Below are 20,117 nucleotides of genomic sequence, written 5' to 3' on the forward strand. Positions count from 1 at the left end.
GAATTCGCGGGCCGCAAGTCGGTCGCGCTCACGCCCGAAAACCTCGCAACCTACGACGTCGTCCTCATCGCCACCGATCATGACGGGATCGATTGGGGCCACCTCGTCGAGCATTCGAAGCTGGTGGTCGACACCCGCAACGTGTGCGCTAACCTGCCGTCCGACAAGGTCGTGCGCGCTTGACGCGCGGCCGGAACCCAGGGGCCGCATGACCTTCGAATCCCCAAGCCCGAGCCAGGGGCGGAAGCTGGCGGCGATCCAGTATCTGCGCGGAATCGCCGCGGCGATGGTGCTGGTCGCGCACTGCATCCAATATAGTGTCGAGCGCGTTCCCGCCCTCGCCTGGGCTGCCAAGGCCGCCGACTATCGCATCCTCGGCGTGGCGGTGTTCTTCATCATCAGCGGTTTCATCATGTATTATACCTGCCGTGACAGCTGGGCGGGCAACCCGGCCTCGGCGGGCCGTTTCCTCAAACGGCGGCTCCACCGGATCGTGCCGCTCTACTGGCTGCTGACCGGCGCCACGCTGGCGCTCCTCCTCGCGGGCAAGGGCAGCGCTCCCCTGCGCGAGATCCTGCTGTCGCTCGGCTTCATCCCCTATGATTTCGACGGCCTCAAATTCCGCCCCATCCTCGGCGTCGGCTGGACGCTCGACTATGAGATGTTCTTCTACCTGCTCTTCGCCTTTGCGCTGCTCTTCCCCAAGCGGCTCGGCCTGCCGCTGGTGCTCGCGCTGATCGCCGGCACCGTCGCGCTCGGTCAGACCGGGCTGCTGGGCCACGGCATTGCCGGCGCGCTCGCGCAGCCGATCGTCGCGCTGTTCGGCCTGGGGATCCTGGTCGGCTGGTCGCACGAGCGGTTCGGCGGGAGATTGACGCATCGCGCGGGGATCGGCGTGCTCGCGGCGCTGATGCTGGTCAGCCTTCCGATCCTGTGGGCCGCCCCGCCGGTCGCGACCCAGCTCTGGCCCAACTGGCCGCTCTGGGGCCTGTCGCTCGTGGTGGTCGCCGCCGCGGCCTTCACCACCGCACCCGATGACGAGCGGCGCTTCGCGGTCCGCGCCGGACTGCTGCTCGGAGACGCCTCCTACTTCCTCTACCTCGTCCATGTGCTGGTGATGCTGGTGATGGAAGAGATCGGCGAACGGCTCGGCCTGGTTTCGCCAATCGAAACGGTCGCGCTCGCCCTGGCGATGTTCGCCGCCAGCATCACCGCGGGCATAATCGGGCACAAGATCGTCGAGAAGCCGTTGACGCGCCTGACCGCACCCTTGTTCGGTCACCGCAAGGCTCGCTAACCGGACCCGAAGGGTCCGCAAGGCCGAACGGCCGTCCGACCCCGGACTTGATCCGGGGGAGGATAGCCAAGGCGGCGGATGCCGCCGCCGGCGCCTGAGGCAAAACAAAGAATGGTGGTCCCGGAGGGACTCGAACCCCCGACGCCCACTTTAGGAAAGTGGCGCTCTATCCGGCTGAGCTACGGAACCACGCGGGCACCCCATAAGGCGCACCGCCATCGGCGGCAACTAGTTGCGCGCCTCGGGCGGTACCACCGGGAAGGGCAGCGGCGAGACGGCCACGCCATCCTCGATCAGCTCGCGTGCCTCGTCGGGCGTGGCCTGGCCGTGGATCAGGGCATGTTCCTCATCGCCCTCATGCATCGCCCGCGCGCGCTTGGCGAAGCTGCCGCCGACCCATTGCGACCCTTCCAGCGCCTTGGCCTGCAGCCTGGCGAGCTCGGCCATCGCCGCCTTGACCACTTCGGGTGGAGGCTCCGGCATCGTCGAGGTCGGAACCCCGGGCTCGGCCGGAACCGTCGCGCCCGAACGCCGATTGCCCTTGGCCGCGACATTGGGCGCCATCACCGCCTTGGTCACCTCGCTGTCGCCGCACATCGGGCAGGCGATCATCCGCCCCGCGCGCTGCTCCTCATAGGCCGCGCTCGATCCGAACCAGCTCTCGAACACATGGCCCGCGCCGCATTTGAGATCGAAGACGATCATAGCGCCTCGACCTCCGGGATCGCCCGGCGATGCTTGAGCACCGGCACCCGGCTCCGCGCCGCCTCGACCCGGCCCTGGTCGATCTCGGCAAAGCCCAGTCCGGCGGGCTCGCCCATGTCGAGCAGCACCTCGCCCCAGGGATCGACCACCAGGCTGTGGCCATAGGTCGCACGGCCATCCTCATGCTGCCCGGTCTGCGCCGCCGAGATCACGAACGCCGCCGCCTCGATCGCGCGCGCGCGCTGGAGGATGTGCCAATGCGCCGCGCCGGTCGGCCGCGTGAAGGCCGCGGGCATCGCCAGGATCGTCGCCCCCGCATCGCTCAGCGCGCGGAACAGGTCCGGAAAGCGCAGGTCATAGCAGATCGCCGGGCCGAGCACGCCGAGCGGGGTCTTCACCGTCACCGCGCGCTCGCCTGCGGTATAGCTGTTCGATTCACGCCAGCTTTCGCCGGTGGGCAGGTCGACGTCGAACAAATGCATCTTGTCGTAACGCGCCCGGATCGTTCCGGTTTCGTCGATCACATAGCCCCGGTTCGCCAGCTTGCCGTCCTCGCGCAGCACCGCGAGGCTGCCGAGATGCACCCAGATGCCCTGCTTCGCCGCCTCCTCGCGCACTGCGGCGAGCACGCGGTCGTCGCCCTCATGCGCCAGCGAGGCCGCCGCCCGGCCGCGATCGCCATCGACCAGGCCGGACATTTCGGGCGTGAACAGCATCGCCGCCCCGCCCGCCCTGGCGTCCGCGATCCCCGCGACGAGCGTGCGTGCATTGGCGGCGGGATCGATCCCGCTCGTCATCTGCAGGATCGCAGCCCTAGTCACCTCTGCACCTCATGCCGCCAGCAATGCGTCGAGACCGCCGCGCCGATCGAGCGCCGCGAGATCGTCCGATCCGCCGATATGCTTGCCGTCGATGAAGACCTGCGGGACGGTGGTGCGTCCGCCCGCCCGCTGGATCATCTCCTGCCGCCGGGGGCCGCCCAGGGTGATGTCGATCTCCTCGAACGCGGCGCCCTTCGAGCGGAGCAGCGCCTCGGCGCGGGTGCAATAGGGGCAGAACGCCTTGGTATAGACTTCGATCTTGGCCATTTCGCAATCCGAGGTGCGGTGGGCGGGGCCGCTTGTCAATCAGGGTATCGATCACCGGCCTCCTCGCCCAGAACGCGCGCCCAGCACAGAAGGATCACGCGATCCGCACCGCCACGCTTGAGAATCCGCGCGCAGGCCCGTGCGGTCGCGCCGCTGGTATGGACATCGTCGACCAACACGATCGTCTTCCCTGCGATCCGTTGCTTCGCCTCGGGCGCCAGCGCGAATGCCCCCGCCACCGCCTTGGCCCGGCCCCTGGGTCCCAGTCCGCGCAACACCGGCGTCGCCTTGATCCGCCGGAGCAGGAACGGATCGGCCGGCACGCCGCTCGCCTTCGACAGGGCCGCCGCGATCAGCGCCGCCTGGTTGAATCCCCGCCCCCAGATCCGCCAGCGGTGCAGCGGCACCGGCACCAGGAGCCCCGCCCCTTCGGGCATCAGCCGCGCCATCGCTTCCGCCATGGTCGCGGCATGCGCCGTTTTCCCGCTATATTTGAGCCGCAGCGCCACGTGCCGCGCCACCTCGCCATAGGCCACCGCCGCGCGCACCCCATCGTGCAGCGGCGGTTCGGCGAGGCATTCGCCGCATACCGCCCCCTCGCCGCGGTCATAGTCGAAGGGCATCTGGCAACTGGCGCACCAGGGCGGCCCGAGGAATCTCAGCCTTCCCCAGCATGCCGCACAAAAGCGATGATCCGCCCCTACCACCTCGCCGCATCCCGGGCAGCGCGGCGGCAGCGCGAGATCGGCGAGATAGCGCAAGGGGGCGGCGGCGCGCATCCCGCCTTGTCCCCCGGCCTTAGCCGCTGCACAAGCGCCGCGTGAGTCCCCCCGAGATCTTCGACCGCAACCTGCGCCGCAAACGCCGCGACCGCGCCGCCGCGCATTATCGCGACTTCGCCTTCCTGCGCGATCATATGCTCGAGGGCATCGCCGAGCGGCTCGCCGCGGTGAAGCGCGCGTTCCGCGACGTGCTCGATCTCGGCAGCTTCGACGGCAGCTTCACCTTGCCCGGCGCGGCCATCACCCGCCTCGATGCGGGCGCCGAATTCGCGCGCCTCTCGGGCGGTGTCCACGCCGACGAGGACTTGCCCCGCTTCCCCGAAGCTTCGTTCGACCTGATCGTCTCGGCAGGCGTGCTCGACCAGGTCAACGACGTCCCCGGGGCACTTGCCCTCGCCCGCCGCGCGCTGCGCCCCGACGGCCTGTTCCTCGCCGCCTTTGCGGGCGCAGGCAGCCTCGCCGCGCTCAAGGCCGCCTTTCTCGCCGCCGAGCCCGCCGCGCGCTTCCACCCCCAGATCGACGTCCGCGCCGCGGGCGACCTGCTCACCCGCGCCGGCTTCGCGCTGCCTGTGGCCGATGTCGAAACGCTCACCGTCCGTTATGCCGGCATCGCCAATCTGCTGCGCGACCTGCGCGGCATGGCGGCGACCAGTCTGTTGCCGAACGCGCGTCCGCTCACCCGTGTCACGCTCGCCCAAGCCGCCGAACATTTCGCCGATCAGGCCGGCCCCGACGGCCGCACCGCCGAGCGTTTCGAGATCGTCTACATGACCGGCTGGGCCCCGGACGATTCCCAGCCTCGGCCCGCCCGCCGCGGCAGCGCCACCGCGTCGCTGGCGGAAGCGCTGAAGGGCAAATAGCCCTCTCCCCGGAGGGGAGAGGGAGCTTAGACCAGCGCCTCCAGCAGCCCGATCAGCGGCTTGTCCGCCGGCGGCATCTCGAGCCCGTGCAGTTCGAGCGGCCGCACCCATTTGAGCGCGCTGGCATGGTGCGCCGCCGGCACCCCGCTCCATTTCCTGAGCGCATAGAGCAGCAGGATCAAATGCCGCTCGCCAAGCCTTTCGCTCGCGAAGGTCGCGGGCGCGAGGCACGCCGATTCGACCGCGATCCCCAGTTCCTCGGTCAACTCGCGCACCAGCGCCGCCTCGGGCGCCTCGCCGGGTTCGACCTTGCCGCCCGGAAACTCCCACAGCCCCGCCATCGGCTTGCCGGGCGGCCGCTGCTGGACGAGCACGCGCCCGTCGCCGTCGATCAGCGCCGCTGCAACCACGAACAGTGTTTCTACGGAGGCCCTCCCGGACACATCGCTCAGCACTTCGTTAAGGACCTTTCTCTAGATTCACGCGACGGTGAAGGGGGTTTTCGCGCCGAAATGCGATCCATGATGCGCCTTGTTCAATCTCTCTGCCGCGACCGCAAGGCCGCGACGGCGGTCGAATATGGTCTCATCCTCGCCCTTGTCGTGCTCGCGATCATGACCGCGATCATCCAGCTCGGCACTACCACCACGGGCATGTGGAACAATGTCAGCACCAAGGTGCAGCAGGCGGGATAGTTACCAGCGCGTAACGGTGCGGTTTAGCCGTTTGTTTACTCCCCATCTCTAAGTTCGAATCTGCCGTACCGGAGTCTCCGGGCCGGCCGGGTGAATGAAGCACTATTGAACCATGGAGACCGGTATGACCAAGATTCGCAACTTCCTGAAGAACTCCAAGGGCGCCACCGCGATTGAGTATGGCCTGATCGCCGCTCTGATCGCCGTCGCCGCCATCGCCGCGATGCAGGGTCTGGGCAACCAGCTCAACAAGACCTTCGGCAACGTGACGTCGAACATGAAGGCTTCGTAAGCCTTCGACGACTGAAGCGAACGAAAGAGGGGCGGCGGAACTTCGGTTCCGCCGCCCTTTTTCATGTCCCGCGCTTGACCGGCAGGCGCCCGGGGCTCCAGCGACGCGACCTTTGTTGCGCGCATGAAACAAGATGAACGCGGCCTTCTCCTTGATCCTTGTTAATCCGTGAAGGCGGATACGTAAAACCACCTATGCCGGGGCGGGCCTTTCGCGCGCGCCGAGCGGGAGGGACTTACGATGATTCGCAAGCTTTTCCGCAGTCGCAAGGGAGCGACTGCGATCGAATATGGATTGATAGCGGCGCTCATTGCCGTGGCGGCGATCGGCGCGATGCAGGGGCTGGGCAACCAGCTCACCAAGACCTTCGGCAACGTCACCGATAATATGAAAGCCAGCTAGGCCCCCGCCTGGCTGGCGGAGGGGGCGTCGTTGCTAGCCGCGGGGCGTCTGCGGCGGCGTCCCCTCCACCACCGCACCGGCGGACGCTAGATCCGCCCCATTGCGAGGAACTTGCCCCGCCGCGCCTGGCGCAGCTTCTCCGCCGACATCCCATCGAGGCTGTTCAACGACTCGGCGATCGCATCGCCCAGCGCCTGGATCGCCATGCCGGGATCGCGGTGCGCGCCGCCCAGCGGCTCGGGCACGATCCGGTCGATCACGCCGAGTTCCTTCAGATGCTGCGCGGTGACCTTCATCGCCTCGGCGGCCTCGGCGGCCTTGTCGGCGGTGCGCCACAGGATCGAAGCGCAGCCTTCGGGCGAGATCACCGAATAGACCGCATGCTCCATCATCAGCACGACATTGCCCGCCGCCAGCGCCACCGCGCCGCCCGAACCGCCCTCGCCCAGCACCGCCGCGACCAGCGGCACGCCGAGATTAAGGCATTGCTCGGTCGAGCGCGCGATCGCCTCGGCCTGACCGCGCTCCTCGGCCTGGACGCCCGGAAAGGCACCCGAGGTGTCAACCAGCGTCACCACCGGCAGGTCGAACCGGTCGGCAAGCTGCATCAGCCGGATCGCCTTGCGATATCCTTCCGGCTTGCCCATCCCGAAATTATGCTTGAGCCGGCTCGCGGTATCGTCGCCCTTCTCATGGCCGATCACCATCACCCGGCGCCCGCGAAACCGCCCCAGCCCGCCGATGATCGCCTGATCGTCGGCAAAGGCGCGGTCGCCGCCCAGCGGCATGAAATCTTCGATCAGCGCGGCGACATAATGCTTGAAGTGCGGCCGCTCGGGATGCCGCGCCACCTGGGTCTTCTGCCAGGGCGTCAGCTTCGAATAGGCCTCTTTGAGGAACTTGTCGGATTTCGCCTGGAGCGGGCCGATTTCCGCATCGATATCCACGTCGCTGCCATCGGCCGCCTTGCGCAGCTCGTCGATGCGGTTCTGCAGCTCGGCGAGCGGCTTCTCGAAGTCGAGGAATGTAGCCATCAGGCGCGCCGGTTAGGCCGGGCGGGGCTTCGCGTCAACGAGCGCTTCGCCCAAGGGGTGCCGCGAATTCACCAGCTCCACCAGCCGGCGGCTATCCACATGGGTGTAGATCTCGGTCGTCGCGATGTCCGCATGCCCCAGCATCGCCTGCAACGCGCGCAGATCGGCGCCGCCCTCGAGCAGGTGGGTCGCAAAGGCGTGGCGCAGCACGTGCGGGCTCACCCGGTCGGGCGGAATCCCCGCCTCCGCCGCCAGTCCTTGCAGCATCTGATAGAGCCGCACGCGCGAAAGATGCTTCTTGCCGCTCGGAAACAGCCACAGCCGGTCGCTCGCGACATGCTCGCGCCACAGCCCCACCGCCGCCCGTGCCCGGTCCGAGATCGGCACCAGCCGCTCGCGCCCGCCCTTGCCCTTGAGGATCAGATAGGGGCGGTCGGGATGGATCGCGTTTCGGGGAAGCGACACCAATTCGGTCGCGCGCAGCCCCGATCCATAGAGCAGCTCCACCAACGCCGCGAGCCGCAGGTCGAGCGGATCGGCGGGAATGCGCGCCTGCCGCGCCGCGATCGCCTCGAATAGCTTGTCGACATCCCCGGTGCTCAGCACCTTGGGCAGGGGCCGCCCCGTCCCCGGCCGCGGCAATGCACCGCCGGGATCGTCCCCCCGCAGCCCCTCGTCATGCAGAAAGGCGTAGAAGCGCCGCAGCGCCGCCGATTTCCGAGCCACCGTCGCCCGCGCGAAGCTCTGCCATTCCGCGCCCAGCCGCTCCAGATCGCCCGCCCCCGCGCTCCCCAGCCGCCCCTCGAGCGCCTCCGACGCCAGCCGCAAATCGGTGCCATAGGCCGCCAGCGTATTCCCCGCCGCGCCCGCCTCAGCCGCCATCATTTCCAGAAAGCGCTCGATCAGCGCGCGATCGTCACCCGAACTCAAACCCGCGTGATCGCCTCGACGGCGACCATCCGCGCATAATTGCCCAGCCCCGCCGCGCGCATCGCCGAGATGATATGGTACAGCGCCTCCGGGCTCACCGGCGCCCAGCCGCGCGCCTGCAGCCCCGCGGCCGCGAGCAGGATCACCGTCCCCGATTCGCCGCGCCGCCCCGCCGCATCGATCGCGCGCGTCCACGCATTCTCGCCGCGAACATCGACACCAAGCGTCCCGGCGAGCGTGATCACATCCCCGTTCGCCAGCCGCCCCATTCCCGCCAGCCCGGCAAAGGCGAGCTGCGCTTTCCGCCGGTCCGCCGATCCGCGATAGCTCTCGAAATCGGCCGAGCTCACCACCGCGTTCGCCGCCGGATCGGCGAGCGCGAGCATCGCCCAGCCATCGCTGCCGCGCTTGACCACCGGCCGCCACGCCATCGCCTGGCTATCGAGCCCCGCGCTCAGCATCGACGCGATCAGCTGGTCCGCCTCGCCCGAACGATCGCTGCTCACCGGGATCGACGCCGAAGCCCGCCCGGTCAGCACCAGCCGGGCATAGCGCAGCCGCTGCGATTCGGTGTTGTTCCACAGCCGCTGCAGCGCCGCGATCCGATCGGCCATGTTGGCGCCGGTATGCGCGGTGCGCAGGTCGCGCGCGACCGCCACCGCCGCGCTGTCGGCGCCATCCTCGGTCTCGATCTCGCCATAGAGCTCGACCAGCCCCTGCTCCGAGAAGACACCCTGCGTCGCCGCCAGCTCCGCGGCATTTGCGCGCGCCGCCGAACTCGGCCCGGGCGCCAGCGCCAGCCATGAGGTCACTTGCGGCCCCGCGCTGCGATAGAGTTCGGCGGGCACCTCGACCCCTGTCGCGGTCGCCAGCCCCCAGCGCCACGCGGTCAGCGTCGTCACGCCATCCCATTCGATCGTCACCGCGCGGCGGCCCTGCGCGCCCGCACCCATCACCTTCTCGGCGACGAGCGTGTCGATATTCTGCCGCCCGCCCGCAGCCTGGTCGAACAGCTGGCCCGCGCGGCTCGGATCGCCCGCCAGCCCGGCGCACATCGCCTTGGCAAACGCCCAGCCGCGCTCGGGCAGCCGCTTCGATCCCGGCTCGGCGATCCCGCACAACGCCCCCGGATCGGCGCTCGCCAGCGCGCTCTGCATCGCGACCTCGAACATCAGCGGCGTGTAATTCTCGACATCGACGTCCTGCACCACGCCGCGCGCCGCGATCGATTCGCCCATCCGCAGCAGCAGCCAGGCGCGCTCGGCGGCGAAATCGGCGCCGTCATAGCTCTTGGGCGTGTTGATCCGCGATTGCAGCGCCCGCCGCAGCGCGATCGATACCCAGCGCGACGCGATCGGCGCGTCGATCCGGCGCATCATGGTCGCGAGATATTTGCCGTTCGAGGCGCCGAACGCATTGGCCGGAAAGGCCGGATTGCCGAGCACGCTGATCCCGATCCGGCCCAGACCGTGCCGGGCCTGTTCGGGCAGCTCATATTTGCTTAGATCGACCGGCGCTGTGGGCTGGTCCTCGATCGCCGCGGTGTTGGTCATCGCGTCGCCCACCGGCGCGGAGGTGCTCGAATCCGAAGGGATGCTCGGCGCCGGGGCGGGAGCCGGTCGTGGCGCGGGAGCAGGCGCCGGGGCGGGATTGTCGAACCCCGGAGGCAGGATCGATTCGGGGCTGTCCTGCTGCGCGTACACCGCCGTCGCGGTGCCGGTCAGCAGGACGGCGGCGAAAGCGAGCTTAGTTCGCGAGATTTTCAAGCGGGACCGCCTTGTCGATTCGCGTGGGTTCCTTGTGGGTGTCGCGCATGGAAAGCAGCACGATCCCACCCACCAGCAGCACCGCCACCACGATCAGCACGATAATCGAACGGGGCATAGAAAACTCTCGCCTGACCAAATGAAGCCTTTGCGCCGGGGCTTTTGCCCGAGCGGGACCCTCGCTGTATAGCCCCCCGGGAGATGTTACAAATGCATCACGAAGCGGGGCCCTGGACCGGCAAGCCGATCGTGCTCGTCGGCCTGATGGGCGCGGGCAAGACGACCGTCGGCCGCCGCCTCGCGCAGAAGCTCGACCTGCCCTTCATCGACGCCGATGCCGCGATCGAGGAAGCCGCGGGGATGACCATCTCGGAGATTTTCGACCGCTTCGGCGAGGCGCATTTCAGGGATGGCGAACGCCGCGTCATCGCCCGGCTGATCGACGGCACGCCCAAGGTGATCGCCACCGGCGGCGGCGCCTTCGTCCAGGAACAGACGCGCGAACTGATCCTCGATCAGGCGCTCGCCATCTGGCTCGAGGCCGAACCCGGCGTGCTCGCCGAGCGCGTCCGCCGCCGCGACACCCGCCCGCTGCTGCGCGGCCGCGATCCGCAGGAGGTGCTCGCCGAGCTGGCGGCGGTGCGCAATCCCTTCTACGCGATGGCGCCGATCCGCGTGCTCAGCGTCGCCGCGCCGCACGACGCGACGGTCAACGCGATCCTCAAGGAACTGGAAGCCGTTCGATGACCGTCGTCCCCGTGTCGCTGGGCGACCGCAGCTACGAAATCCGCATCGAGGCCGGGCTGCTGGCGAAGGCGGGCGAGATCCTCAGGCCGCTGTTACGTGGCCGGACGATGGCCATCGTCACCGACGACCATCTCGAGTTCCATCTCGCCACGCTCCAGGCTTCGCTCGAGGCGGCCGGGGTCGCCAGCGAAGCGATCGTGCTGCCCGCGGGCGAAAGCACCAAGAGCTGGCCGCACCTCGAAACGCTCACCGACAAGCTCCTCCAGCTCGGCATCGAGCGCAGCGATCACATCATCGCGCTCGGCGGCGGCGTGATCGGCGATCTGGTGGGTTTCGCCGCGAGCATCCTCAAGCGCGGCTGCAACTTCGTCCAGATCCCAACCACTCTGCTCGCCCAGGTCGACAGCTCGGTCGGCGGCAAGACCGCGATCAACAGCCGCGCCGGCAAGAACCTCGTCGGCGCCTTCCACCAGCCCGCGCTCGTGCTGATCGACCCCCAGGTGCTCGACACGCTCCCGCCCCGCGAGGCCCGTGCCGGCTATGCCGAGGTCGTCAAATATGGCCTGATCGATGACTTCGCCTTTTTCGAATGGTGCGAGGCCAATGGCGCCGCCCTCCTCGCCGGCGACCCTGCCGCGCGCGAATATGCCATCGCCCACAGCGTCGCCGCCAAGGCCCGCATCGTCGCCCAAGACGAGCGCGAAACCACCGGCAAGCGCGCGCTGCTCAACCTCGGCCACACCTTCGGCCACGCGCTCGAGGCCGAAACCGGCTTCTCCGACAAGCTCCTCCATGGCGAGGGCGTGGCGGCAGGCATGGCGCTGGCCTTCGCCTTCTCGGCCGAACAGGGGCTTTGCCCGAGGCAGGACAGCGAACGCGTCGCCGCCCATCTCCGCGCGGTGGGCCTCCCCGACGGGCTCAAGGCCGCGGGCATCACCGCGAGCGGCGGGCGCCTTGTCGAGCATATGCTTCACGACAAGAAGATGGAGGCGGGAACGCTGCCGTTTCTCCTCGCGCGGGGGATCGGGCAGACCTATCTCGACAAGACGGTGAATCTTGGCAACATCGCGGCCTTTCTGGACGCGCAGCCGCGTTAGGAGCACAGACGTTGCTCTAGCCGCGGCAGGCGAAGCGGCCGACACTGGAAACTTTGCAGTCAGGCACCTTCGTCTGTGGTGAAGCCTGAGCTGGCTGTTGGCGAACGTTGGTGGCACGAGTTCCCCGTAAGGGCATTCCGAATCTCATAAGCCGCATCCAATTTGGCTCAAGTGTGAGCCACCGAGCGGAAGGAAGTGAAAAAGCTTACAGGGGGTCATTATGAGCGTCCACGACCGTAATGGGTTGAACCGATATACCGGTCTGTATCTGTGGATGGTCATCCCGATGGCGATCATGCAGATCGGGATATTCCATGACTATTGGGGTGACCTGACCGAGAACGCATGGCCGGTCCATGTCCATTATTGGACCGCGACTCTGTGGTATCTCTTTCTGATCCTCCAGCCCTATTACGCCGAGCGTCGGCAATTCGACCGGCACCGGACGAATGGGATCATCGGGTTCTTTCTCGCGGGGGGCGTGGCCTTGACGGCATTGAGCGCGCTGAACCGCGATATTGTCAATGCGGGCCTCTCCGCGCAGATGCGCGATCAGTTCGGACCTTTCGAGCCCTGGTTCTTCTACGGTGTAGCGACGGTCGAGCTCGTCATGATGTCGGCCTTCATTTTTGCCGTCATACAGTCGATTCGCCATCGGCGATCGCTGCAAGATCACGCCTGGTGGCTGATCTCGACCGTCTTCATCATCATGATGCCTGCGCTGGGCCGGGGATTGCAGTTCCTGTGGGTGGTCCTCTTTGGAAAAGACGGTCCCGGGCAGGTTATCATGCCCTTGTATCTCGCGACGGGGATCATCGTTGTTTTGCTGATTTGGGCTGCGCTCAGATACGGCCGCTTGAATCACCCCGCAACGTGGCTGGCACTGGGAGCCAACCTCTTCAACCTGCTTATTGAACCACTCGGAAAATGGGAGTGGCTGCAGAGCGTTCTCAGAGCGACGATCAAAGGCTAGCTTTGTGGCAGCTTCGGGTCGTCAGCGGAACGCCGCATGATCGCATCTCGCAATCCATCCTGTCCCGCACTGGCAGCCCCTCCGACCAAGTCTGTCCTACAACCCCCGAATTTGTCATGATTCGCCAATGTTCGCCCTGTTCTCCTTGCCCATCGTCGCGATCCTCGCAACATTCTTTCACGACCACGCAACGAAATTTCACGATTCGAATGAAAAGTGCGAAGCTAGGCGCCTTCAATTCAACCGCTCGCCCACCCGCCATCAGTTGCCGTTCAGCCGCGATGCGCATAGCACCCCCGCCATGCGCATCATCCTCGCCGCCATCGCCACCCTGCTGCTCGCCACCCCCGCCGCCGCCCAGGTCGCCAAGGTCGCCCCGATCCTCACCACGCCCGAGGCTCGCGACGTCTGGACGCATGCCCAGCCGCAAATCGCGCGCGTCACCCATGTCGATGTCAAGCTGACCGCCGACTTCATCGCGAAGACCATGTCGGGCACCGCGACGCTCGACATCCTTGCGGCACCCGGCGCCAAGGAGATCGTCCTCGACATCGACGATCTCGATATCGCCGCGATCACCGACGCAAAGGGCAAGCCGCTCGCCTTCACCGTCGGCGCCGACGATCCCGAGCTGGGCAGCGCGCTCACCGTCCGGCTGAACGGCGCCAGGCGGATCGTCATCCGCTACGCCAGCCGCCCCGACGCCGGCGCGCTGCAATGGCTCCCGCCGGAGCTGACCGCGGGCAAGGTGAAGCCCTATCTCTTCAGCCAGGGTCAGGCGATCAACAACCGCAGCTGGATCCCCACCCAGGACAGCCCCGGCATCCGCCAGACCTGGTCGGCGACGATCACCGTCCCGGCCGATCTGGTCGCCGTGATGAGCGCCACCCGCGTCGACGGCGCCAAAGGGCGCCCCGCCGGCAAGGGCATGCGCAGCTTCCGCTTCCGCATGGACAAGCCCGTCCCGATCTACCTGCTCGCGCTCGCGGTCGGCGACTTGAAGTTCAAGGCCACCGGCCCGCGCTCGGGGGTGTGGACCGAACCCTCGATGCTCGACGCAGCCGCGCACGAGGTCGGCGATGTCGAGAAGATGATCGACGCCGCGCAGAACCTGTACGGCCCCTATCGCTGGGGCCGCTACGACATGCTCGTGCTGCCGCCCAGCTTCCCGTTCGGGGGCATGGAGAACCCCACGCTGACCTTCCTGACGCCCACGATCATCACCGGCGACCGCTCGAACACCGATGTCGTCGCGCACGAGCTCGCCCATTCCTGGTCGGGCAACCTCGTCACCAACGCCACCTGGTCGGATTCATGGCTCAACGAGGGCTTCACCACCTATTTCGAGAACCGCATCATGGAGGCGGTCTACGGACCCGAGCGCGCCGCCATCTATGCCGACACCGATTGGGAGGGGCTGCAGCGCGATATCGGCAATGCCGGCGGCCCCCAGGCCCCGCGTACCCGCCTCCACGGCGATCCCGGCCAGACTTGGGGCCAGCTCGACTATTTCAAGGGCTCGACCTTCCTGCGCACGATCGAGCATATCGTCGGCCGTCCGAGGTTCGACGCCTATCTGCGCTCCTATTTCGACCGCCACGCCTTCCAGCCCCAGACCACCGCGGGCTTCCTGGCGGATATCCGCGCCAATCTGGTCGAGGGCGATGCGAACCTCGAGGCCTTGCTCCAGCTCGACGCCTGGGCGTACGGCCCCGGCCTCCCCGCCAATGCGGTCCACATCACCTCGGCCACGCTCGCCGCGATCGACGCCAAGCGCGCGGCGTTCGTCGCGGGCGGTCCGGCCAGCGCGGTGCAGACCAGGGGCTGGAGCACCCAGGAATGGCAGCGCTTCCTCGTCGGCCTGCCCCGCCAGCTTCCGCCCTCGCGCCTCAAGGAGCTCGACGAGACGCTAGGCCTCTCCGCCTCGACCAACGCCTATGTCCGCTCGGCCTGGCTCGAACTGGCGATCGCCAACCGCTACGAGCCCGCTCTCCCCTCACTCGAACAGTTCGTGACGCATGTCGGCCGCGGCCTGCTGATCCGCCCGCTCTATTCGGGGCTGATGAAGCAGGGCGACTGGGGCCGCCCGATCGCCGCGCGGCTGTTCGACAAGGCGCGGAGCGGCTACCATCCGGCCACCGCCAGCGGCGTCGAACGGATCGTGCATCCGAAATAAGGGCTGCTACAGCCCGCCCGCGAACAGGTCCGGCTTGCCGATCGCCGCGCCATTCGCGCGCAGGATGCCATAGGCGGTCGAGAGGTGGAAATAGATGTTGGTGGTGGCGAACACGCTCAGCCACTGGCCCGAAGGCATCGTCGGCTCCATCCCCGGCCCGATCTGGTGGGTGAAGGGCACGTCGTCGCGCCCGGCGAATTGCTCGGCGGTCAGCCCGCCCAGATAGGCCCGCGTCTCCGCGATCGCCGCGCGGAATCCCGCCACATCGAGATCGGCATCGATCCCCTCAGGCACCGCCAACCCCGCCACCCGCGCCGGCCACCACCGCGAGAAGTTGACCACGACCATGATCTGGAACCCCAGCGGATTCATGTCGCCGATCAGCCGCCAGCCGAGCATCTCGCCCTCGCCGACGCCCAACTCCTCCGCCCGCGCCACGCCCTTGGTCAGCAGGTGATCCAGAGTCACCAGCGCGCGGCTGTAGAGGTCCACGAAGGTGAACAGCGTAATCGTCATCGTCCCGTCTCCCGTTTGCCGGCTTCCCAAGCCAGCCAAAGCCACCCGCCGATCAACGCCGCTCCGCCCAGCGGCGTCACCGCCCCCAGCCAGCGCGGCAGCCCCAGCGCCATGAGATAAAGCGTCCCCGCGAATAGCGCCGCGCCGCCGACGAACAGCCAGGCCGGGCCCCGCGCCTCCATCCGCGCCGCCACCAGCGCCGCGACCGCATGGATCAGCTGATACTGCCCGCCCGTCTTCAGCCACTCCGCCGCCTGCCCGCTCGCCCCATGCGCGCCGAATGCCCCCGCGGCCACCGCGAGCGCGCCGGAGAGCGCGGCCAGAACCGTAATTGCCCTCACCACAGCCCGATCTCCACCAGAAGCCGCGGCGCATTCTCCACCACCATCGCCACCCCCACCACCAGCGAAGCGCAGCTCATCACCAGCACCGCTCCCGCCAGCATATCCTTGGTGAGCTTGATCGAGGGATGGATCCCCGGATGGAGCAGGTCGATCACCGCCTCGACCGCCGAATTGATCAGTTCGAGCGCGAGCACCAGCGCGCAGGTGAGCCCCACCAGCGCCCACCAGACCGGCGCGGGCCGCAGCACCAGCAGCGCGGCCAGCGCCAATCCGGCCATCCCCGATTGCGTCCGAAAACTGCTCTCCCGCGCGAAGGCCTCGCGCCATCCGGCCAGCGCAAAGCCGATCCGCTCGCGGAACGACCGGTTCTTCACCCCGTCGCCTCGAGATCGAGCACCTGCGCCTCGGCCATCGACGCCTGGGTGATCGCCCCGTCGCGGCCCGCGCGGATATCGCCGGTCTCCTTCTGGAGCTGGAGCCGGGCATAGTCGCGGCGGCGATATTCGGCTTCGGTCCGGTCGATCTCCTGCCCATCGACCCCCACCGCCTCCATCGCCATCCGGCCCATCATGACGGCGCTTTCCATCAGCTCGCGCACGATCCCGCCCACCGGCGCGCCGCGCATCTTCATCACCGATCGCCGGTCATAGGCGCGCACGAAGATCGTCGCCTTGGGGAAGGCATGGTGGATCGCCTCGAGCAGCTCGGTATCGAGCCCGTCGCCATCCTGGCAGAAGAGCAGCAGCTCAGCATCGGCGGCGCCCGCCTGGCGCAGGATGTCGATCCGCGTCCCGTCGCCATAATAGACCTTCATCCCGAAATCGCCCGCGACCTGGATCATCTCGACATCGGTATCGACGAGCGTGACCGGGATCTTCTGGACGATCAGCATCTGCGCGACCGTCTGGCCGAACCGGCCATAGCCGACCACGATCGCGTTGCTCCCGTCATGGCTCGGCCCGTCCAGCCCCTCCGCGCTCGGCTCGGGCTCGGCGCGCAGTTTCTGGGTCAGCATCATCAGGAAGGGCGTGGTCGCCATCGAGAGGGTGACGATCGCGCCGAACAGGCTCGCCGCCTCGCCCTCCACCAGCCGCGCCGCCTGCGCCTGCGCGAACAGCACGAAGCCGAACTCGCCGCCCTGACTAAGCAGCACCCCCAGCGCGAACGCCGAGCGCCGCTTCATGCCGAACAGCATGCCCAGCCCCATGATGATCGCGGTCTTGGCGATGATCACCGCGATCGCCATGCCGATCACGAAGAAGGGGTGCGAGGCGATCGCACCGAGGTTCAGCGTCATCCCGATCGCGAGGAAGAACAGCCCGAGCAGGATCGAACGGAACGGCTCGACATCCGCCTCCAGCTCGTGCCGATAGGGCGAGTCCGCCAGCATCACGCCCGCGACGAACGCGCCCAAAGCAGCCGACAGCCCCAGCCACACCATCAGCGCAGACGCCGCGATCACGGTGAAGAGCCCCGCGAAGACGAACATCTCGCGCTCGCCCAGATTGCCGATCAGCCGGAACAGCGGGCGCAGGCCATAGCGCCCGACCGCGACCAGCCCGATGATCGCGGTCAAGGTGTAGATCGCCAGCAACCAGCCCGGCGTGCTCAGCGGCGCGGGCATGCCGAATGCCCAAGCCAGCCATTCGGTCAGCTGCACCGGCTTGGTGCTCTCGGGGTTGCGACTCATCGCCGCGGTGATGGTGATCAGCGGGATCAGCGACAGGTCCTGGAACAGCAGGATCGCAAACGCCTTCTCGCCCAATGGCGTGCGCAGGCGCCCCGCCGATTGCAGCATCGGCAAAACCTGCGCGGTCGAGGAGAGCGCGAGCGGCAGCCCCAGCGCGATCACCGCCTCGATCGAAACATCGGTCCCCACCGCGACGATGCCGACGATCGCCAGCCCGCACGCCACCACCTGCAACAGCCCCAGCCCGAAAATATCCTTGCGCATCCGCCACAGCCGGCTCGGGCTCAGCTCCAGCCCGACCAGGAACAGCAGCAGCGCGATGCCGAGCTCGGCGATGCCCATCTTGCCCTCGGCATCATGGACAAGGCCCAGGATATGCGGCCCGACCAGCGCACCCGCGACGAGGAAGCCCAGGGTCGCACCCAGCCCGAGCCGCCGGAACACCAGCACGGACGCCAGCGCGAAACCGAGCATCGGCACGGCATCGCCGAGCAGGGAACCATGCTCCTCCATCAAAGCCTGCCCCGGGCTTGAACCGGGGCCGCCTCGTGCCGCGCGGCAAGCGCCGCCGCTTCCGCCGCGGCCTCGAACGCCAGCCGGATCGAGGGATGCCGCGCGCGATGCGGCAGCGCGGGCGCGAACAGCTCGAGCCTGGGCCATTCGGGCGGATCGGCGCGCTCCCCCGCGAGCCAGGCGGTGAGCTGGTCACGCGTCTCGGCCAGCTCCGCGGCGCTCCTGCCCAGGACATGCGCCGACATCAGCGCTGCGGACGCCTGGCCGAGCGCGCATGCCCGCACCAGCATCCCCACCGCCGCCACGCGTCCTTCCGCATCGAGATCGACATCGACCGCCACCCGGCTCCCGCACACCGGCGATCGTTTCTCGACGCTCGCCTGCGGACGTTCGATCCGCGCATGAAACGGGATCGAGGCGGCGAGGCGGAGGATCTCATTATTGTAGAGCGGCGCGTTCACGCCCCCCATCTAGGGGACCCAGACGCGAAGGGCGAGCCCCTCAGCGACTCTCGCTAGCGTTGCTCGAATTACCCGTCTCCGGCGCGGTGCGGTCCCCGAACACCGGCAGGCCCTTGCGCCGCCGGTCGACGAAATCCGCGATCCCCGCGCTCGTCCAGTTGAGCAGCGGATAGGTGGTCGAGGTCGTCATCCAGTCCGGCCGCTTCGAGGCACCGCCGCGCACCGTATCGACCACCAGTACGACCAGCAGGAAGCCCAGGCTCACCAGCACCAGCCCCTTGAGCGCCCCGAAGCCGAACCCCAGCGCCCGGTCCACCGGCCCCAGGAACGAATCGCGCGCGCTCGCGCCAACCACATTCGCGACCAGCCGCCCGCCGAAATAGGTCACCCCCGCGATGATCGCGAAGGAGAGCACCGCCGCCCCCTGCACCGTGCCCACCGGCCCCGCGAGCATCTCCGCCAGCGGCGAGTGGAGGAACTTCAGCGCGACCACGATCAGCACGAACGCCAGCAGCGCCAGCGCCTCGGTCACGAAGCCGCGCACCAGCCCCATGACGGCCGATGCCCCGATCGCGAGCAGCACGATGATGTCGAGTGCGGTGAATGCCATGTCGCGCTCCTCCCAAGCCGGCGCCTTGATACGCTTAACCATGAAATGGCGAAAGCCGGTCCGCGCGCTCAGGCGTGGCGCGTGGCCCGGAGCGCCCAGCGGTCATAGCCGAGCGCCTCGACCCGCTTCAGGATCGCCTCCGCCACCGCCGGCGCGGGCTTGGGCTCGCGCGCCAGCACCCACAGATAGCGCCCGCTCGGCTCGCCCACGATCGACCATTCATAATCGTCGCCATGATCGAGGATCCAATAGGGGCCCACGTAAAATGGCCCAAGGAAAGAGACCTTTAGCTTGGCGTTGGTCGCCCGGTCCGCGACGATCGCATGCCCTTCGACGCTGCTCCGCTCACCCTTCGGGCTGCCCTGGCGTCCGCTATTGACGATCCGGATCGTGCCGTCATCGTCGAGCGAATATTCCGCGGTCACCGCGTCGAGCCCCTTTTCAAAGCGGTTCTCGTGCCGTGCCAATTCGAACCACTTGCCAAGGTAGCGCGCCAGATCGACCGGCTCGGCGGGCTCGGGCACCTTGGGATTGATCACCGGCGGCCGCGTCGAGCGCGAATAGAGGAACGCGCCGCCAATCGCGGCAGCCGCGACCCCCGCGGCGATCTTGAGGGCGGTGGATTGCTTCATAGGGGCATAGTGCGATGCCACGCGCCGAATTGGTAGCCCCACCTCACCTATCCTCCCCCGCCAGGGGGAGGTGGCCGCGAAGCGGACGGAGGGGGAGGAAAGCGTCAGATTTCGAATCGATCCCGTCGCTCGACCGCCAAAGCCATGATTTGCTCGACAACGCCTTCCAAATTCGACAGCACATTGCTGGCCGAATAGCGTGCCACACTAACGCCTTGCGATCCAAGCCAAGCATCTCGAACTGCGTCACTCGCGGGACGATAGCCACGGGCATGCGCCTCACCATCGACTTCGATCGCGAGCCTCGCCGGCGCGCAATAGAAATCGAGCACATAATCACCCGCCGAATGCTGCTTTCGAAAGCGCAGCCCAGCCTTATTGCCGCGAAGCGCCAGCCAAAGGCCGATTTCGGGCGGCGTCATTTGCTTGCGCAGGCGCTTCGCATTCCGACGTCCGCTACCTGATCCATCTAGCCGCATCGCCTCCTCCCCCTCCGTCGGGCTGCGC

Annotated in this window: 26 protein-coding genes, 1 tRNA gene and 1 pseudogene; 10 read left to right on the plus strand and 18 right to left on the minus strand. The window is 67.8% G+C overall.

The window, feature by feature from the left end; all coding sequences use genetic code 11:
• Both OF829_RS20050 and OF829_RS20055 read left to right on the plus strand, forming a co-directional pair.
• Positions 1-183, plus strand: a pseudogene (locus OF829_RS20050) (hypothetical protein); the annotation flags it as partial.
• 25 nt (positions 184-208) lie between these two features.
• Complete coding sequence (locus OF829_RS20055; protein WP_264941984.1) at positions 209-1,297, plus strand: acyltransferase family protein; 1,089 nt, start codon at positions 209-211, stop codon at positions 1,295-1,297.
• A gap of 112 nt (positions 1,298-1,409) precedes the next feature.
• On the opposite strand, the gene OF829_RS20060 is transcribed toward OF829_RS20055, so the two are convergent.
• From OF829_RS20060 to OF829_RS20080, 5 genes are all read right to left on the minus strand, one after another.
• Positions 1,410-1,486: transfer RNA gene (locus OF829_RS20060), tRNA-Arg, on the minus strand.
• Between the two features lie 39 nt (positions 1,487-1,525).
• Entirely contained in the window at positions 1,526-2,002 is a 477-nt protein-coding gene (locus OF829_RS20065; protein WP_264941985.1) for a DUF1178 family protein, read from the minus strand.
• A complete protein-coding gene (locus OF829_RS20070) occupies positions 1,999-2,823 on the minus strand; it encodes a carbon-nitrogen hydrolase family protein (protein ID WP_264941986.1) in 825 nt (274 codons plus the stop codon). Before OF829_RS20070 ends, OF829_RS20065 begins: the two co-directional genes overlap by 4 nt.
• 9 nt (positions 2,824-2,832) lie before the next feature.
• Positions 2,833-3,090 (minus strand): glutaredoxin 3, encoded by a 258-nt coding sequence (grxC, locus tag OF829_RS20075; RefSeq protein WP_264941987.1) that lies wholly within the window; start codon positions 3,088-3,090, stop codon positions 2,833-2,835.
• A gap of 35 nt (positions 3,091-3,125) precedes the next feature.
• The gene (locus tag OF829_RS20080; RefSeq protein WP_264941988.1) at positions 3,126-3,869 is read right to left on the minus strand and encodes a ComF family protein; all 744 of its coding nucleotides are present in this window, start codon (positions 3,867-3,869) and stop codon (positions 3,126-3,128) included.
• Between the two features lie 41 nt (positions 3,870-3,910).
• Between OF829_RS20080 and OF829_RS20085 the strand changes: the two genes are divergently transcribed.
• Positions 3,911-4,732, plus strand: coding sequence for a methyltransferase domain-containing protein (locus tag OF829_RS20085; RefSeq protein WP_264941989.1), 822 nt, complete (start codon positions 3,911-3,913; stop codon positions 4,730-4,732).
• 26 nt (positions 4,733-4,758) lie between these two features.
• Here the strand turns inward: OF829_RS20085 and OF829_RS20090 are convergent, their stop codons facing one another.
• Positions 4,759-5,142: a (deoxy)nucleoside triphosphate pyrophosphohydrolase gene (locus tag OF829_RS20090; RefSeq protein WP_264941990.1), complete on the minus strand. Its 384-nt coding sequence runs from the start codon at positions 5,140-5,142 to the stop codon at positions 4,759-4,761.
• Positions 5,143-5,253: 111 nt separating this feature from the next.
• Between OF829_RS20090 and OF829_RS20095 the strand changes: the two genes are divergently transcribed.
• The 3 genes from OF829_RS20095 to OF829_RS20105 all read left to right on the plus strand — a co-directional run bounded on the left by OF829_RS20095 (position 5,254) and on the right by OF829_RS20105 (position 6,121).
• Complete coding sequence (locus OF829_RS20095; protein ID WP_319951569.1) at positions 5,254-5,427, plus strand: Flp family type IVb pilin; 174 nt, start codon at positions 5,254-5,256, stop codon at positions 5,425-5,427.
• A gap of 124 nt (positions 5,428-5,551) precedes the next feature.
• Positions 5,552-5,719 (plus strand): Flp family type IVb pilin, encoded by a 168-nt coding sequence (locus OF829_RS20100; protein WP_264941992.1) that lies wholly within the window; start codon positions 5,552-5,554, stop codon positions 5,717-5,719.
• Positions 5,720-5,959: 240 nt separating this feature from the next.
• On the plus strand, positions 5,960-6,121 hold the full coding sequence (locus OF829_RS20105) for a Flp family type IVb pilin (RefSeq protein WP_264941993.1): 162 nt from the start codon (positions 5,960-5,962) through the stop codon (positions 6,119-6,121).
• 86 nt (positions 6,122-6,207) lie between these two features.
• Here the strand turns inward: OF829_RS20105 and OF829_RS20110 are convergent, their stop codons facing one another.
• The 4 genes from OF829_RS20110 to OF829_RS20125 are packed head-to-tail and all read right to left on the minus strand — an operon-like array spanning position 6,208 to position 9,969.
• On the minus strand, positions 6,208-7,155 hold the full coding sequence (locus tag OF829_RS20110) for an acetyl-CoA carboxylase carboxyltransferase subunit alpha (RefSeq protein ID WP_264941994.1): 948 nt from the start codon (positions 7,153-7,155) through the stop codon (positions 6,208-6,210).
• 12 nt (positions 7,156-7,167) lie between these two features.
• The gene (locus OF829_RS20115; protein ID WP_264941995.1) at positions 7,168-8,085 is read right to left on the minus strand and encodes a tyrosine-type recombinase/integrase; all 918 of its coding nucleotides are present in this window, start codon (positions 8,083-8,085) and stop codon (positions 7,168-7,170) included.
• On the minus strand, positions 8,082-9,851 hold the full coding sequence (locus tag OF829_RS20120) for a hypothetical protein (protein ID WP_264941996.1): 1,770 nt from the start codon (positions 9,849-9,851) through the stop codon (positions 8,082-8,084). Before OF829_RS20120 ends, OF829_RS20115 begins: the two co-directional genes overlap by 4 nt.
• On the minus strand, positions 9,832-9,969 hold the full coding sequence (locus OF829_RS20125) for a hypothetical protein (RefSeq protein ID WP_264941997.1): 138 nt from the start codon (positions 9,967-9,969) through the stop codon (positions 9,832-9,834). The genes OF829_RS20120 and OF829_RS20125 overlap by 20 nt, the downstream gene beginning before the upstream one ends.
• 83 nt (positions 9,970-10,052) lie before the next feature.
• Between OF829_RS20125 and OF829_RS20130 the strand changes: the two genes are divergently transcribed.
• The 4 genes from OF829_RS20130 (at position 10,053) to OF829_RS20145 (ending at position 14,844) form a co-directional block, all read left to right on the plus strand.
• Positions 10,053-10,598, plus strand: coding sequence for a shikimate kinase (locus OF829_RS20130; protein WP_406701454.1), 546 nt, complete (start codon positions 10,053-10,055; stop codon positions 10,596-10,598).
• Positions 10,595-11,695: a 3-dehydroquinate synthase gene (gene aroB / locus OF829_RS20135; protein ID WP_264941999.1), complete on the plus strand. Its 1,101-nt coding sequence runs from the start codon at positions 10,595-10,597 to the stop codon at positions 11,693-11,695. The genes OF829_RS20130 and aroB overlap by 4 nt, the downstream gene beginning before the upstream one ends.
• 220 nt (positions 11,696-11,915) lie before the next feature.
• Positions 11,916-12,668: a hypothetical protein gene (locus tag OF829_RS20140; protein WP_264942000.1), complete on the plus strand. Its 753-nt coding sequence runs from the start codon at positions 11,916-11,918 to the stop codon at positions 12,666-12,668.
• A gap of 301 nt (positions 12,669-12,969) precedes the next feature.
• Positions 12,970-14,844: a M1 family metallopeptidase gene (locus OF829_RS20145; protein ID WP_264942002.1), complete on the plus strand. Its 1,875-nt coding sequence runs from the start codon at positions 12,970-12,972 to the stop codon at positions 14,842-14,844.
• 6 nt (positions 14,845-14,850) lie between these two features.
• Here OF829_RS20145 and OF829_RS20150 read toward each other — a convergent pair whose 3' ends face one another.
• The 8 genes from OF829_RS20150 to OF829_RS20185 form a co-directional block, all read right to left on the minus strand.
• A complete protein-coding gene (locus OF829_RS20150) occupies positions 14,851-15,360 on the minus strand; it encodes a DUF1993 domain-containing protein (protein ID WP_264942003.1) in 510 nt (169 codons plus the stop codon).
• Positions 15,357-15,701, minus strand: a complete 345-nt coding sequence (locus OF829_RS20155; RefSeq protein ID WP_264942004.1) for a DUF423 domain-containing protein — start codon at positions 15,699-15,701, stop codon at positions 15,357-15,359. The genes OF829_RS20150 and OF829_RS20155 overlap by 4 nt, the downstream gene beginning before the upstream one ends.
• On the minus strand, positions 15,698-16,078 hold the full coding sequence (locus OF829_RS20160; protein WP_264942005.1) for a diacylglycerol kinase: 381 nt from the start codon (positions 16,076-16,078) through the stop codon (positions 15,698-15,700). Before OF829_RS20160 ends, OF829_RS20155 begins: the two co-directional genes overlap by 4 nt.
• Positions 16,075-17,907, minus strand: a complete 1,833-nt coding sequence (locus OF829_RS20165) for a cation:proton antiporter domain-containing protein (RefSeq protein ID WP_264942006.1) — start codon at positions 17,905-17,907, stop codon at positions 16,075-16,077. The genes OF829_RS20160 and OF829_RS20165 overlap by 4 nt, the downstream gene beginning before the upstream one ends.
• The gene (locus OF829_RS20170) at positions 17,907-18,368 is read right to left on the minus strand and encodes an iron-sulfur cluster assembly scaffold protein (RefSeq protein ID WP_264942007.1); all 462 of its coding nucleotides are present in this window, start codon (positions 18,366-18,368) and stop codon (positions 17,907-17,909) included. The genes OF829_RS20165 and OF829_RS20170 overlap by 1 nt, the downstream gene beginning before the upstream one ends.
• Before the next feature lie 40 nt (positions 18,369-18,408).
• Complete coding sequence (locus OF829_RS20175; RefSeq protein WP_264942008.1) at positions 18,409-18,978, minus strand: CvpA family protein; 570 nt, start codon at positions 18,976-18,978, stop codon at positions 18,409-18,411.
• A 68-nt stretch (positions 18,979-19,046) separates the two neighbouring features.
• Positions 19,047-19,610, minus strand: coding sequence for a lipocalin family protein (locus OF829_RS20180; RefSeq protein WP_264942009.1), 564 nt, complete (start codon positions 19,608-19,610; stop codon positions 19,047-19,049).
• 104 nt (positions 19,611-19,714) lie between these two features.
• On the minus strand, positions 19,715-20,089 hold the full coding sequence (locus tag OF829_RS20185; protein WP_264942010.1) for an endonuclease domain-containing protein: 375 nt from the start codon (positions 20,087-20,089) through the stop codon (positions 19,715-19,717).
• Positions 20,090-20,117: the final 28 nt, after the last annotated feature.

The organism is Sphingomonas caeni, from assembly GCF_026013415.1.
Lineage (GTDB): Bacteria > Pseudomonadota > Alphaproteobacteria > Sphingomonadales > Sphingomonadaceae > Sphingomonas > Sphingomonas caeni.